Genomic DNA, 12,670 nt, shown 5'->3' with positions numbered 1-12,670 from the left:
AGATAGAATACTAAGCAAATGCTTGGCCAGCTAAAAATTCGAGAGGATTGGCCTTGTTCAACCACCCCATATTGCCGACGACCATCGTCGGAAGCTACCCCCAGCCTGACTGGCTGATCGACCGCGAGCGTTTGAAGGCCAGCCTGCCCCCGCGCGTGCGCGCCGAGACGCTGTGGCGCATCCCCGAACCCTGGCTCGCCGACGCGCAGGAAGCCGCGACGCTGATGGCGATCCGCGATCAGGAAGAGCTGGGCATCGACATCGTCGGCGACGGCGAAATGCGCCGCGAAAGCTATTCGAACCGGCTCGCGACCGCGCTGTCGGGCATCGATACCGAGAAGCATGGCACGGCGATCGACCGCACGGGCAACGCCAATCCGGTGCCGCTCGTCTCGGGCCCGATCCGCCGCGTCGCGCCGATCGAGGCGCAGGATGCGGCCTTCCTCCGCCGCCATTCGACCAAGCCGGTGAAGCTGACCCTGCCCGGCCCTTTCACGATGACGCAGCAGGCCGAAAATGGCTATTATCCCGACCTGCGCGCGCTCGCGATGGACTATGCCGACGCGGTCAATGCCGAGGTGAAGGATCTGTTCGCGGCGGGCGTCGACGTCGTCCAGCTCGACGAACCCTATCTGCAGGCGCGCGCCGCCGAGGCGAACAGTTATGCGATCGAGGCGATCAACCGCGCGCTCGATGGCGTCGACGGGACGACCGCCCTCCACATCTGTTTCGGCTACGCGATGGTGCATCACGGCGCGGGCGCGACGGGGCCGAAGCCCAAGGCCTATGACTTCCTCGCCGAGCTCGAAGCCTCGGCGATCGACGTCATCTCGATCGAGGCGGCGCAGCCGGGACTCGACCCCGCCATCCTCGCCGAACTGCCGACGAAGACGATCATGTATGGCGTGCTCGACCTGTCGATCCCCGAGGTGGAGACCCCCGAAGTCGTGGCCGGACGCATTCGCGAAGCTTTGCGCTATGTCGACGCCGAGCGCCTGTGGATCGCGCCCGATTGCGGGATGAAATATCACAGCCGCGAGCATAGCCAGGCCAAGCTGAAGGCGATGGTCGACGGGACCGCACTGGTCCGGGCGGAGTTAACCTGAGTTTGTCATCCCGGCGAAGGCCGTGATCTCACCGTCGAGATCACGGCCTTCGCCGGGGTGACGCGTTAGTCAGGCGTCGATAAACTCGCTTAGCAACGGCACGACCGCTTCAGGCGCCTCTACGGTCGGCAAATGCCCTGCCCCCGCGATCACCTCGAGCCGTGCGCCCGGGATCGCGTCCAATATCTCGTCATGATGCGCGCGGCTGGTGATGCCGTCCTTTTCGCCCCAGATCAGCAGCGTCGGCACCGCAATCTCATGCAAACGCGGACGGCTGTCGATCCGCGCCATGATCGCGCGCTGCTGCGCGAGGAAGGTATCGGCGCCGGTGTTCGCCGCCATCTGGCGCGCGATGCCGAGCAGATGTTCGTCATTCCGCTTTTCTTCGGGGAAGAGGATCGGGATGCGTTCCTCGACCACCCGATCGAAATTGCCGCTCTCGACGAGGTCGATATAGCCCTGCCGCCGCGCGGTCTGCGCGGGGCCGTCGGCCGAAGCGAGCGTCGAGATCAGCGCCAGTTTGGCGACGCGTTCAGGCGCGCGGCGCATCACCTCGAACGCGACGAAGCCGCCCATGGCGTGGGCGACAAGGGCGAATTTCGGCGGCGCGTTGTCGAGCAGGCGCTGCGCGAAGCCCTCTATCGTATCGTCGCTGCGATTGTCGGCGACGATGACGTCGCGGTCGGGCCACGCGTCGAGCAACGGCTGCCACACAGCGTCGGTCAGGAGTTGGCCGGTGATGAGGACGATGGGGAGAGTCATTAGACCACCTGATGCAGGAGCGGCTCGCCGGCGACGAGGCGGCGGCAGTTTTCGTGCGCGACGGTCAGGCTGCGCACGAGCGTTTCGGGGGTGAGCCACGCGATATGCGGCGCGAGCACCGCGTTCGATAGCCCCAGCAGCGGATTGCCGCGCGGCAGCGGTTCTTCGGCGAACACGTCGAGCCCGGCGCCGCGCAGATGGCCGCTGGTCAGCGCTTCGACAAGTTTGCCTTCGTCGACGAGCTCGCCGCGTGCGGTGTTTACCAGCACCGTGCCTTTCTTCATCGCGAAGGGGTCGATGCTCGCGCGGGTGTCGTCGGTGAGCGGCATGTGCAGCGACACGATGTCGCTGGCGGCGAGCAGGTCGCCCAGCGGCAAAAACTCATAGGGCACGTCGCGCTTGCTGCGCGCGGTATAGACGATCTTCGCGCCGAGCGCGGCGAGCGCGGGCGCAAGCAACTGCGCCGAATTGCCGAAGCCGACCAGCCCCACCGTGCGCCCGCCGATCTCGCCGACGCTGTCGAGTTCGGAGGGGTCGGCGGTCCAGCCCTGACCGGCGCGGGTGCGCGCGTCGAAGAAGCAGGTGCGGCGCAGCACCGCCATCATCAGCGACAGCGCCATTTCGGCAACCGCCTGACTGTTGGTGCCGGGCATGTTGCACACGGCGACGCTATGATCGCGCGCGGCATCGAGCGCGATGGTGTTCACGCCGACGCCGAGCTTCTGGATAAGCTTCAATTTCGGCGCCGAAGCGATGAACGCGGGGGTCACGGGCGTCAGGACATGGAGCAGCGCGGTGATCTCGCCCGCGACGCCGTCGAGCGGTTCGGCCTCGTCGACATGCGTCACCACGCCCGCGCCAAAGATGGCGTCGACGGCTTCGCGGAAACCGGGACTTGGGCGGGCGTGCAGGACGATCATGCGTGCACCGCGCCGATTGTGCCCGCAAAGGCCGAGAAGCCCGCGAACACCGCGTCGGCGCCCATCGCTTCCTCGATGCGCAGCATCTCGTTCCACTTCGCCATACGTTCGGAGCGCGTGAAGCTGCCCACCTTCAATTGCCCGGCGTTCCAGCCGGTCGCGAGATGCGCGATGGTGACATCCTCGCTCTCGCCCGAGCGCGCCGAGACGATCGCACCCCAGCCGCGCGCGACGGCGGCGTCGAGCGCGGCCTTGGCCTCGGTGACGGTGCCGACCTGGTTGACCTTGATCAGCGCGGCGTTGCACACCCCTGCGTCGCCGGCGCGGACGACACGCTCGGCGTTGGTAACGAGCACATCGTCGCCGATGATCTGGACGCGGTCGCCGATCGCGGCGGTGACGGCGGCCATCGCGGTCCAGTCGTCCTGCCCCGCGGGATCCTCGATCGACAGGATCGGATAGCGGCCCGCCCATTCGATGATGCGCGCCGCCATCGCCTCGCTGCTCAGCCGGCCGTCGTCGAGCGCGAGACTGTAGCCCGAGGCGTCGCCGAGTTCGTTGGCGGCGATGTCGAGCGAGATGAAGACATCCTCGCCCGCGCGGTGGCCGCTCGCCTCAATGGCTTTCGTCAGCGTGTCGAGCGCATCCTCGTTCGAGGCGAAATTGGGCCACCAGCCGCCCTCGTCGGCGACGCCGCTGAGCGGGCCTTTCGCCTCCATCAGCTTGCCCGCGGCGCGGTAGACATCGTCGGTGATCTCGAGCGCGCGGCGGAAGCTGCCGGCACGCGGCGCCATGATCATGAAGTCCTGCACGTCGGTGCGCCGCCCGGCGTGCGCGCCGCCGCCGAATATCTGGATTTCGGGGAGCGGGATGCGGACCTTCGCATCGCCCGCAAGATAGCGCCACAAAGGTTGGCGGGCATCGGCGGCGGCGGCGTGGAGCACCGCCATCGACACCGCGACGACGGCATTGGCGCCGAGGCGCGCCTTGTTCGGGGTGCCATCGAGTGCGCAGAGTGCTGCGTCGACCGCGACCTGATCGTGCGCGTCCATGCCGGTGATCGCTCGCGCGATCTCCGACCCGATCCCCGCGACGGCGCGGTTGACGCCGTAGCCGCCGAAAGCCTCTCCACCGTCGCGGATGTCGATCGCCTCATGCGCGCCGCGCGAGGCGCCCGCGGGGGCGATGGCGCGGCCAACGGCGCCCGAGGCGAGCGTGACTTCGGCCTCGACCGTGGGGCGGCCACGCGAATCCCAGAGCTGGCGGCCGGTGACGGAGACGATCGGCGATGGCATTCTAAGTCCTTTTCCAGTTGGCGACGAGCGCGTCGGTCTGCTGCGGCGCGCGGATCAACGCGCGCGCCTGATCGCGGACGACGCGTTTGTGATCGGGGTCGGTCAGATAAGGCGCGGGCGACTTGCCCTCGACGCGCGCGAGGAGCAACGCGGCGGTGAGCTTGCCCGCGCGAAGCAGCAGGTCGTCCGCATCCTCCCAGTCGATACCGGCGCGATAGGCGGCGACGAGTGCCGCGGCCGCTTCGTTCAATCGCGGATCGCCCGACCAGACCGCCTTCAGCAACAGATGTGTCGTGCAAAAGGCGACATCGAACGCGGCGTCGCCATAAACGGCGCATTCGGCGTCGAGGAACACCGGGCCGTCGGCGCTGACGAGGATATTCTTCGGGCTGACGTCGCCATGGACGAGCGCGATCTTGCGCCCCGACAGGTCGGCGGCGAGCGCAGTGAGCGCGGGCGCGAGTTCGGCGTCATGCTGCGCAACATAGAGCAGGAAGGGATCGACGCGCAGCGCGCGAAACATGTCGTCGTTGGGAAAGTCGGCGCGGTCGACGTCGTTATAGGCGGTCGCGGCGTGAACTGCGGCGATTCCCTTCCCCACCTGCGCGGCGAAATCGGCATCGACACGGCCCGCCATCAGCTCGTCCTTCCACACCGGGCAACCGGGGAGGAAGCGCATCGCAAAGGCATGGCCGGTCGGCAGCTCGGCGAGCACCTCGGGCGCAATATGCGGATCGACGCCGCGCGCACGGCGCAGCCAGCGCACCTCGCTGGTCCCGCGTTCGACGGGGGCCAGCCATTCGGCGGCGACGCGCAGTTGCGGCAGCGGGCGCTTGACGACGATCGGTCCCGACGGCGTTTCGACCTTCCACACATCGCACGACACGCCGCCGGTGAGCGGTTCGAGGACGACGTCGCCCTCGCCGACCAGACCGGCGCCGCGCAGTTCGTCCACGATGTCGGCGTCCACCGTCACGTCACAGCTTCTCCCGGATCCAGCTTCCGACGAGATCGGCGGCATTCTGCCGTTCCTCGATCGAATCCTCGAAATAATGCGCGCCGGGGATCAATTCGAGCTTCTTGTCGCTGCTCCCGAGAAAATCGAAGATCTTGCGCGCATCGCTGGGGAAGACGCCCGTATCCGCCGTTCCCTGTACGACGAGCGCGGGCGTGTCGTGCTTGGCAAGATGCGGCTGACCCTGGCACGGCGAGGTTTCAAGGCTCCACATGTTGAGCCAGGTCTTGATCGTGTTGGCGCGGCCGATGCTGGGTGTACGGTTCGCAATCGCCGGATCGCCGCGATAGCACCAGTTGGGCTTGCGGTCCGATGGATCGATCGCCGGATCGACGCAGCGGATGTCGCCCCAGCAGCGGAACATCGGAAAGATGCGATCGGGAATGTCGGCATCGTTCAGCCGCTTCAGTTCGGCCTTTGCCCAGTCGGTGATGCGCTGGTTGCGGGCGCGCTGCGCGGTGCGATATTTTTCGATGAACGCGTCCGAATAGGGCGGACCGTTGTCGGGATTGAACGGGTCGAGCTCGGGATCGGTCGCCACGGGGTCATTCTCGTCGACCACCGACGCGTCCATCCAGTCAGTCAGCACTTCGGGCCGGCCCTGATGCGCGTTGAAGCTGATGTAGAGATCGCCTTTGATGAGGTTCGCGAGGGCATCCTGACCAACCGAAGGCAGGCGATCGGTCAGCGTCGGTGCGATCGCCTCGGCCTGATAGGCACCCATCAGCGAACCGCCGCCCGAATTGCCGAGAATGACGATTTGTTCGACGCCCGCCTCTTCCTTGAGCCACTTCATGCCGACGCCGATATCGAGCACCGCATGTTCGAGCAGGAACTGGTCCTCGACACCGCGATAACGTGTATTCCAGCCGAGAAAGCCGAAGCCCTGCCGCGCGAAATAGGGGGCGATATAATGTTCGGAGAAATCGACATTATAATGGGTGGCGATGATCGCGACTTTCGGCCGCTTGCCCGCTTCGGTCCAATAAATGCCCTGGCACGGATGCCCGCCCGCCTGAATGCGCGGCGCCGTCGGCGACACCCGCCCGATGAATTGCGCGTCCAGTCCTTCGATCCCGTTCGGGTCCATCATCGTCTCTCCTGTTTTCGATTATTTTCAGCGCGTCACTTCGAAGGGCAATTTGTAGCCTTCCAGCCCGGCGCGAATGGCCTTTTTGTCGATCTTGCCCGTCGGCCCCAACGGGATCTCTTCGACGAACAACACATCGTCGGGCATCCACCAGCGCGCGATCTTGCCGTCGAGAAAGGATTTGAGGTCGTCGGCGCAGGCATCGGCGCCGTCCTTGAGCTGGCACAGCAGGATCGGCCGTTCGTCCCACTTCGGATGAGCGACGCCGACGACCGCAGCATTGGCAACCGCGTCATGCCCCATCGCGATATTCTCGATCTCGATCGAGCTGATCCACTCGCCACCAGACTTCACGACATCCTTGGCGCGGTCGGTGATCTGCATATAGCCCTCGCCGTCGATCGTACTGACGTCGCCGGTGTCGAAAAAGCCCTCGGCGTCGAGCACATCGCCGCCTTCGCCGCCATAATAGGCGCCGGCGATCGTCGGCCCCTTGATCATCAGCCGCCCCGGCGTCCTGCCGTCGTGCGGCAGGCGGTTGCCGTTATCGTCGACCAGCTTCATTTCCAGCCCGCAGAGCAGCCGCCCCTGCTTCAGCTTGTACGCCATCTGCTCGGCATCGGATTTTGCCGCGACCGCCGCATTGGGAACCGACACCGTACCAAGAGGCGAGGTTTCGGTCATGCCCCAGCCCTGGATCACGTCGACGCCATAATCGTCGCGGAAGGTCCGGATGATCGATTCAGGGCACGCCGAGCCACCGATTGTCACACGCTCCAGCGTCGTGAAGCGCTTCCCGTTCTCCTGCATATAGGTGAGCAGCATCTGCCACACTGTCGGCACCGCGGCCGAGTAAGTGACGCCTTCCCGCTCGATCAGATTATAGATGGATTCGCCGTCCATCCGCTGGCCCGGCAACACGAGCTTCGCGCCGACTGCCGGCGCCGAATAGACGACGCCCCACGCGTTGGCGTGATACATCGGGACGACGAGCAGCACGGTATCGCGCGCCGACAGCGCGAGCGCGTCGCGCTGCAAGGTCATCAACGCGTGGATATAATTGGAGCGGTGCGAATAGAGCACGCCCTTGGGATTGCCCGTCGTGCCGCTGGTGTAGCAGAGCCCGCAAGCGGCATTTTCGTCGAAACCACCCCAATCATATTCGGCCGGATGCTCCGCTATCCAGTCATCGAACGCGACCGCGGCAAAGCTGGTTTCGGGCATCGAGGCGGCGTCGCAGAAGAAGATCACTTTCTCGATGCTCGGCACTTGCGGCAAAAGCTCTTCGACGAGATCGGCGGTCACGGGATCGGCGATCAGCAGCCGGTCGCCGGCGTGGTTCGCGATATAGGCGATCTGTTCGAGGAAAAGCCGCGGGTTGAGCGTGTGGAGCACTGCCCCCATCCCCGCCGCACCATACCAGGCCGCAAGGTGCCGCGCGCCGTTCCATCCCATCGTCGCAACGCGGTCGCCCGGCTGGATCCCTTCGGCGGCGAGCGCATTCGATACGCGCTTCGCATCGGCGTGCACCGACGCATATGTCGACCGCGTCACCTGCCCTTCGGCGTCGCGCGACACGATCTCGCGCCCGCCGTGCCAGTTCGCCGCATGGTCGATGATCCGGTCGACCGTCAGCGGCACATTCTGCATCAACCCGTCCATGCGGTTCGTCTCTCCCGGCCTCTTGTTGATATAGATAGTATGCTAAGTATTTTGCTTTTGCAATATCGGGGAGGCGCCTTGCTTCGCCCTTGTCGCTCTTCTAGCGTGACAGGGCCGGCGGGGCTGCCGGCAACAGGGGTCGTCACTGGCACAATGCGTACCAACCAGCTTATCATTGCACTTTTCCAGCGCTTTTGCTGGCTCGACGAAGGCTTGCAGGCGCGGCTCCACGATGGCGGCTGGCCCGACGTCAGCCGCCCGCAATCGATGGTGATGACCAATATCGTCAGCGGCATCGTGCGCCCGTCCGATATCGCGCGCAACCTCGGCGTCTCGCGGCAGGCGATCCACAGCACGATCAACCAGATGGTCGCGCTGGAAATCGTCAAACTCGATCCCGATCCCGACGACCGCCGACATATGATCGTTTCGCTGACCGACACCGGCGCGCGGATGCGCCAGGACGCGCAGGCGGCGATGGACGAACTGGCCGACCAGCTTTCGGCGCGGCTGGGCAAGGATCGTTTCGATGCCCTGCTCGCCACGCTCGAGGCCGACTGGGGCGACAATATCGGGGCGTCATCGCCCGCGAAAAAACGGCAGGCCTGATCGTCAATATCGGCCCACCGATCGGGCGCTTAGCCGCCCTTCTTCTTCGCCTGCGCCGCCTTGATGCCCTCGACGAACTGCTTCTGGTTGACCTTCATGGCCAGTCCCTTGTTCGACATGAAAAATGCCGCCCGCGGCATGGTGACATTGCCCTCGCTGGTTGTCAGCACCGCGCCACGCGGCGCCACGGCCTTGACGGTGCCGAGCACCGCGGCGCCGTCGGCACTATGAACCTGCGCCCCCGGTTTCAACGCCCCGTCGACCGCGGTCGCATCGGCCTCGGCTTCCTTCAGCACCGCGAGGATTTTCTCCTTCGGCGCCTTCAGTGCGGGGCCTTTGGCCGTCCCCAGGAAATCCTTCTTCGGCACCACCAGCCCGCTACCGCCGATCGCCACCGCGACCTTGTCGCCGAGGACCTTGACGATCTGGCCGACCTCCTCGCCCTTTTCGTCGTAAACTTTGGCGCCGGCGATCAGCGACGCGGCGGGTGCGGCCTGCTGCGCCTGTACTGCGGGGACCGCAACGATTGCGGAAACGGCAAGGCATAGGCCGGCGAGCAGGCCGGAAGGCTTGGGCATAAAGGCTCCTGTCGAATAGCAACACCACCCGTGCCGCATCGCGCCGCGTCGGACCAAATGCCATGCTGCCGGACCGTGCAGCCGACACGGCGAGCCGACACGCGAGGCGCCTGCCGACCGGGACGGAGCTTGCCCGCGCTATCCGATCGCCTTCGCAACGGCGACCAGCCGTGCCGCCGTCGCGTCGACCAGCGTCGCCGGCAGCGCCTCCTTCAGATTGCCCGATTCGTCGAATGCTGCGTGCGCGTTCGGCACCAGCACCTGTTCGGGAATGACGAGCGTCTGGACGGTCGACAGGATCTGGCGCAGGTGCATCAGCCCGCGCAGCCCGCCGAACGGGCTGATCGACGCCGACATCACCGCGCTGGCCTTGCCGCGATAGGCGGTGAGCGCGACGAGCGATTCATCGCCGGTAGGGCGCGATGCCCAGTCGATCGCATTTTTGAGCAGCGGCGAGACCGACCCATTATATTCGGGCGATACAAAGAGCAGGCCCTGCTGCGCGGCAAAAAGCTCTTTGAGTCGCACCGCGTCGGGTGGAAAGGCGTTGGCCTCGAGCGCCGCCGAATAAAGCGGCAGGTCGAAAGCCGACAGGTCGATGTCGGCGACGGCCGCGCCATGCGCTTCCAGCGCGCGAACCGCGAGTTTGCCGAGCGCGCGGTTGAACGATCCTTCGCGCGTGCTTCCGACGATGACTGCAATCTGTGTCAATTTTTCCTCCCGGGCAATTTAGTTAGCATACTAACCTATTGCCCGGGCGGGTCGCAACCATCTTTGGCGATCAGGCCTTGATATCCGACAGCGTAGCAAGCTTGGCGGTCTCGTCGGCCAGATTGTCGATCACCCGGCGCAGCAAAGCCTGCAGCGTCTCGACCTCCGCATCGCTCATCCCGCGCGTCGCGACCTCGTGCACTTCGGCGTTCATCGGCGCGAGGATGAGTTCGAGCTTCTTCGCGTGCGGGGTCAGGTGGATAAAGGTCTTGCGGCGATCGTCGGTGGTCTTCTTGCGCGTGATGAAGCCGGCCTTTTCAAGGCCCTTCAGCGCAACGACCGTCGTGGGCTCGCGCATCCCCACCCGCTCGCTGAGCTCGCGCTGGGTGATCCCGTCCTCGCGCCACAACTGGCGCAGGAAACGCCACTGTCCCGCCGACACATCGTGCGTCAGCGTGCCGCGTTCGAGCAAGCGCGAGAAGGACCGGAACACGATACGCGCCAGATAGCCGATGCTGTTGTCCGGGTTGGTGTAATATTCGGCCGGATGCCGGAAGCCCTCATTCTTCTTGGCCAAGATTTTTCCCCTTCGGCCGCCCGCGGGCGGAACCGTGTCATTATGGCGTGAACCTTAGGGCTCTATGATTCGCACCGCAAGTTGCTTCGACTCCGCGATATCCTTGGACAAAGGCATTTTTCCGATATACTTAGATATCTAAGTTAATGGAAATGGCCCATGGAAAAATTCGACCGGCTGACCGCGATCGCGGCGCCGCTGCCCCTCGCCAATGTCGACACCGACATGATCATCCCGGCGCGCTATATGAAGGGGCTGACGCGCAGCGGACTTGGCCGGCACCTGTTTCGCGAGCTTCGCTATATCCCCGGTGGCGACGAGGAGCGTGAGGGCTTCATCCTCAACCATCCGGCGGGCCGACAGGCGCGCATCCTGATCGCCGACCGTAATTTCGGTTGCGGATCGTCGCGCGAACATGCGGTGTGGGCGCTCGCCGATTTCGGCATCCGCTGCGTGATCGCGCCAAGCTTCGGCGATATCTTTGCCGGCAATGCGCGCAAGAACGGGCTGCTGCTCATCCGCCTGCCCGATGCGATTTGCGACCGGCTGCGCGAAGAAATCGCGCTCGCACAATTCGCACCGCTGACCGTCGACCTGATCGAGCAGCGCATCGCCCTCGCATCGGGCGAGACGATCGACTTCGCGATCGATCCCGACGACCGGCGCACACTGATCGAGGGGCTCGACGACATCGCGCGAACCTTGCGACATGAATCCGCAATCGCGCGTTTCGAGGCGAGCCTTTAGCCGAGGCTCGCGGGGTCGGTGATGCACCCCGCGATCGCGCTGGCGGCGGCGAGCGCCGGGCTCATCAGGTGCGTGCGCCCGCCGCGGCCCTGCCGGTTTTCGAAATTGCGGTTCGATGTCGCCGCGCAGCGTTCGCCCGGTTGCAACCGGTCGGCGTTCATCCCGACGCACATCGAACAGCCGGGCTCGCGCCAGTCGAAACCCGCCGCGCACAGCACCTTGTCGATCCCTTCGGCCTCGGCCTGCCGCTTGACCAGCCCCGAACCCGGCACGACCATCGCGCGGATATGTGGCGCGACGGTCCGGCCCCGAACGATGTCGGCGACGATCCGCAGATCCTCGATCCGGCTGTTCGTGCAGCTGCCAATGAAGATGCGGTCGAGCGGGACCCCTGCGATCGCCTGTCCCGCCGCGAGGTCCATATAGGCCAGCGCCCGGTCGGCCGCGACGCGCGCGTCACCCCCGGCAAGCGCGCCCGGGTCGGGAATGCGGGAATCGATCGCGATCGATTGCGCGGGGTTGGTTCCCCAGCTGACCATCGGCCGCACATCGGCGGCGTCGAATATGACCTCGCGGTCGAACAGCGCGCCGGCATCGGTCGGCAAATCGCGCCAGCGATCGAGGGCAGCATCCCGGTCGGCGCCCTGCGGCGCGGCAGGACGCCCCTCCAGATAGGCGAAGCTCGTCGCGTCGGGGGCGATCAACCCGGCGCGCGCGCCCATCTCGATACTGAGATTGCACAGCGTCATGCGCGCCTCCATCGACAGCGCGCGGACCGCCGATCCGGCATATTCGATGACATGCCCCGTCGCGCCGTCGACCCCGATCGCGGCAAGCAAATGCAGCGCAAGGTCCTTGGCATGGACATGCGGTGCGAGTTCGCCGTCGACGGTGATCCGCATGTTGCGCGACTTGCGCTGGCGGATCGTCTGCGTCGCGAGCACATGCTCGACCTCCGACGTACCGATGCCGAAGGCCAGCGCTCCGAACGCACCATGCGTCGACGTATGGCTGTCGCCGCAAACGATAGTCATCCCGGGCTGCGAGCGCCCCTGTTCGGGCCCGACGACATGGACGATGCCGCCGCGCGGATCGCCCATCGGGAAATTCTCGATCCCGAAACGGCGCGTATTGTCGACGAGCGCGGCGAGCTGCGCGCGCGCCTCTTCGTCTTCGACGCCCGCTGGCCCCGCCGCCTGCCCCGTCGTCGGCACATTATGATCGGACAGCGCCAGCGCACGCGCGGGGCGCCGCACATTGCGTCCTGCCGCAGCGAGGCCGGCGAACGCCTGCGGCGAGGTCACCTCGTGCAGCAAGTGCAGATCGATATAGAGCAGGGTTTCGCCATCGTCCTCGGCGATGGCGTGCTTGTCCCATATCTTGTCGTAGAGCGTGCGGGGGCGGTTCACAGCATCCCCAGCGTTTCTTTCCTCGGCCCCATGTACCCGAAGAGGAAGGCTGCGACTTTTCGCATCTGGATTTCTTCGGCGCCTTCGGTGATGCGGTATCGGCGGTGGTGGCGGTAGATATGTTCGAACGGTTTGTGGCGCGAGTAACCGATGCCGCCATGGACCTGCATCGCGCGGTCGGCGGCTTCG

Annotated in this window: 14 protein-coding genes; 3 read left to right on the top strand and 11 right to left on the bottom strand. The window is 65.6% G+C overall.

The features are described 5' to 3' along the window. Positions 1–47 precede the first annotated feature (47 nt). Entirely contained in the window at positions 48–1,106 is a 1,059-nt protein-coding gene (locus VGU00_RS10670; RefSeq protein WP_414713525.1) for a 5-methyltetrahydropteroyltriglutamate--homocysteine methyltransferase, read from the top strand. A gap of 69 nt (positions 1,107–1,175) precedes the next feature. On the opposite strand, the gene VGU00_RS10665 is transcribed toward VGU00_RS10670, so the two are convergent. Genes VGU00_RS10665 through VGU00_RS10640 form a run of 6 tightly spaced genes read right to left on the bottom strand, consistent with a single transcriptional unit; the run spans position 1,176 to position 7,850 of the window. Beyond that, positions 1,176–1,868, bottom strand: a complete 693-nt coding sequence (locus tag VGU00_RS10665) for an alpha/beta fold hydrolase (protein WP_327468288.1) — start codon at positions 1,866–1,868, stop codon at positions 1,176–1,178. Next, positions 1,868–2,788, bottom strand: coding sequence for an NAD(P)-dependent oxidoreductase (locus VGU00_RS10660; protein WP_327468286.1), 921 nt, complete (start codon positions 2,786–2,788; stop codon positions 1,868–1,870). The genes VGU00_RS10665 and VGU00_RS10660 overlap by 1 nt, the downstream gene beginning before the upstream one ends. After that, on the bottom strand, positions 2,785–4,083 hold the full coding sequence (eno, locus tag VGU00_RS10655; RefSeq protein WP_327468284.1) for a phosphopyruvate hydratase: 1,299 nt from the start codon (positions 4,081–4,083) through the stop codon (positions 2,785–2,787). The genes VGU00_RS10660 and eno overlap by 4 nt, the downstream gene beginning before the upstream one ends. A 1-nt stretch (position 4,084) precedes the next feature. After that, complete coding sequence (locus tag VGU00_RS10650) at positions 4,085–5,059, bottom strand: aminoglycoside phosphotransferase family protein (protein WP_327468282.1); 975 nt, start codon at positions 5,057–5,059, stop codon at positions 4,085–4,087. Between the two features lies 1 nt (position 5,060). Beyond that, the gene (locus VGU00_RS10645) at positions 5,061–6,191 is read right to left on the bottom strand and encodes an alpha/beta hydrolase (protein WP_327468280.1); all 1,131 of its coding nucleotides are present in this window, start codon (positions 6,189–6,191) and stop codon (positions 5,061–5,063) included. A 24-nt stretch (positions 6,192–6,215) separates the two neighbouring features. Next, the gene (locus tag VGU00_RS10640; protein WP_327468278.1) at positions 6,216–7,850 is read right to left on the bottom strand and encodes a long-chain-fatty-acid--CoA ligase; all 1,635 of its coding nucleotides are present in this window, start codon (positions 7,848–7,850) and stop codon (positions 6,216–6,218) included. A 153-nt stretch (positions 7,851–8,003) separates the two neighbouring features. On the opposite strand from VGU00_RS10640, the gene VGU00_RS10635 reads away from it, so the two are divergent. Further along, a complete protein-coding gene (locus tag VGU00_RS10635) occupies positions 8,004–8,459 on the top strand; it encodes a MarR family winged helix-turn-helix transcriptional regulator (protein WP_327468276.1) in 456 nt (151 codons plus the stop codon). Positions 8,460–8,488: 29 nt separating this feature from the next. Here VGU00_RS10635 and VGU00_RS10630 read toward each other — a convergent pair whose 3' ends face one another. From VGU00_RS10630 to VGU00_RS10620, 3 genes are all read right to left on the bottom strand, one after another. Beyond that, positions 8,489–9,037 carry a hypothetical protein gene (locus VGU00_RS10630; protein WP_327468275.1) on the bottom strand — a complete coding sequence of 183 codons (549 nt, stop codon included), beginning with the start codon at positions 9,035–9,037 and terminating at the stop codon, positions 8,489–8,491. Positions 9,038–9,175: 138 nt separating this feature from the next. Beyond that, a complete protein-coding gene (locus VGU00_RS10625) occupies positions 9,176–9,748 on the bottom strand; it encodes an NAD(P)H-dependent oxidoreductase (RefSeq protein ID WP_327468273.1) in 573 nt (190 codons plus the stop codon). A 70-nt stretch (positions 9,749–9,818) separates the two neighbouring features. Further along, positions 9,819–10,325 carry a MarR family transcriptional regulator gene (locus tag VGU00_RS10620; protein WP_327468271.1) on the bottom strand — a complete coding sequence of 169 codons (507 nt, stop codon included), beginning with the start codon at positions 10,323–10,325 and terminating at the stop codon, positions 9,819–9,821. Between the two features lie 159 nt (positions 10,326–10,484). Here VGU00_RS10620 and leuD point away from each other — a divergent pair, with 159 nt between their 5' ends. After that, positions 10,485–11,072 carry a 3-isopropylmalate dehydratase small subunit gene (leuD, locus tag VGU00_RS10615; RefSeq protein WP_327468269.1) on the top strand — a complete coding sequence of 196 codons (588 nt, stop codon included), beginning with the start codon at positions 10,485–10,487 and terminating at the stop codon, positions 11,070–11,072. Here the strand turns inward: leuD and leuC are convergent. Then, a complete protein-coding gene (gene leuC / locus VGU00_RS10610; RefSeq protein WP_327468267.1) occupies positions 11,069–12,481 on the bottom strand; it encodes a 3-isopropylmalate dehydratase large subunit in 1,413 nt (470 codons plus the stop codon). The genes leuD and leuC overlap by 4 nt on opposite strands. Continuing rightward, positions 12,478–12,670 (bottom strand): acyl-CoA dehydrogenase family protein (locus VGU00_RS10605; RefSeq protein ID WP_327468265.1); only part of this gene is annotated, 193 nt, incomplete at its 5' end. The genes VGU00_RS10605 and leuC, both read right to left, overlap by 4 nt.

This window comes from Sphingopyxis sp. (genome assembly GCF_035944815.1).
In the GTDB taxonomy this organism is placed as follows: domain Bacteria; phylum Pseudomonadota; class Alphaproteobacteria; order Sphingomonadales; family Sphingomonadaceae; genus Sphingopyxis.
Note: the sequence above shows the minus strand (reverse complement) of the source record. Positions and strands in the feature narration are given on the sequence as shown.

Coding starts and splice junctions, on each gene's coding strand:
- VGU00_RS10640 (WP_327468278.1), bottom strand. CDS start 7,850: ATGGACGGGTTGATGCAGAATGTGCCGCTGACGGTCGACCGGATCATC.
- VGU00_RS10630 (WP_327468275.1), bottom strand. CDS start 9,037: ATGCCCAAGCCTTCCGGCCTGCTCGCCGGCCTATGCCTTGCCGTTTCC.
- VGU00_RS10635 (WP_327468276.1), top strand. CDS start 8,004: ATGCGTACCAACCAGCTTATCATTGCACTTTTCCAGCGCTTTTGCTGG.
- eno (WP_327468284.1), bottom strand. CDS start 4,083: ATGCCATCGCCGATCGTCTCCGTCACCGGCCGCCAGCTCTGGGATTCG.
- VGU00_RS10665 (WP_327468288.1), bottom strand. CDS start 1,868: ATGACTCTCCCCATCGTCCTCATCACCGGCCAACTCCTGACCGACGCT.
- leuD (WP_327468269.1), top strand. CDS start 10,485: ATGGAAAAATTCGACCGGCTGACCGCGATCGCGGCGCCGCTGCCCCTC.
- VGU00_RS10660 (WP_327468286.1), bottom strand. CDS start 2,788: ATGATCGTCCTGCACGCCCGCCCAAGTCCCGGTTTCCGCGAAGCCGTC.
- VGU00_RS10645 (WP_327468280.1), bottom strand. CDS start 6,191: ATGATGGACCCGAACGGGATCGAAGGACTGGACGCGCAATTCATCGGG.